This is a genomic window from Achromobacter sp. GbtcB20, from assembly GCF_019091095.1.
Classification (GTDB): domain Bacteria; phylum Pseudomonadota; class Gammaproteobacteria; order Burkholderiales; family Burkholderiaceae_B; genus Achromobacter; species Achromobacter mucicolens.
Genome location: NZ_JAGXJZ010000469.1, coordinates 1 through 286, shown reverse-complemented (window position 1 = coordinate 286; position 286 = coordinate 1). Strand labels below are relative to the sequence as shown.

The 286-nt window shown below is 47.9% G+C and carries 1 protein-coding gene; it reads right to left on the bottom strand.

Going from position 1 to position 286, the window contains the following annotated elements; all coding sequences use genetic code 11:
- A partial coding sequence (locus KVT32_RS29800) for a hypothetical protein (RefSeq protein WP_217619398.1) occupies positions 1-286 on the bottom strand: 286 nt, incomplete at both ends.

Genomic DNA, 286 nt, shown 5'->3' with positions numbered 1-286 from the left:
CCTGTCTACCTGTCCACCAGTTGCGTGTTGCAGCCCGTGCCCCGTGCCCATGCACGCGGGCCGGGTTGGGCCTGCGCACATCGTATTTGTCGGGAAACTTCCACATTTTCCCTTCGATTTGTAGGGGAAATCCTACAGTTGCTTGAATAAAATCTAACTTTCCCATCATCATTACAAGCTTGAAAAATCGCCGTACAAACGGTGCTGTTTTGCTGCGCAGAGGCAATTTCTTACGTTCAAAATGGATATGTAAGAAATTACACACGGAGTGTGATAATTGGGAAGA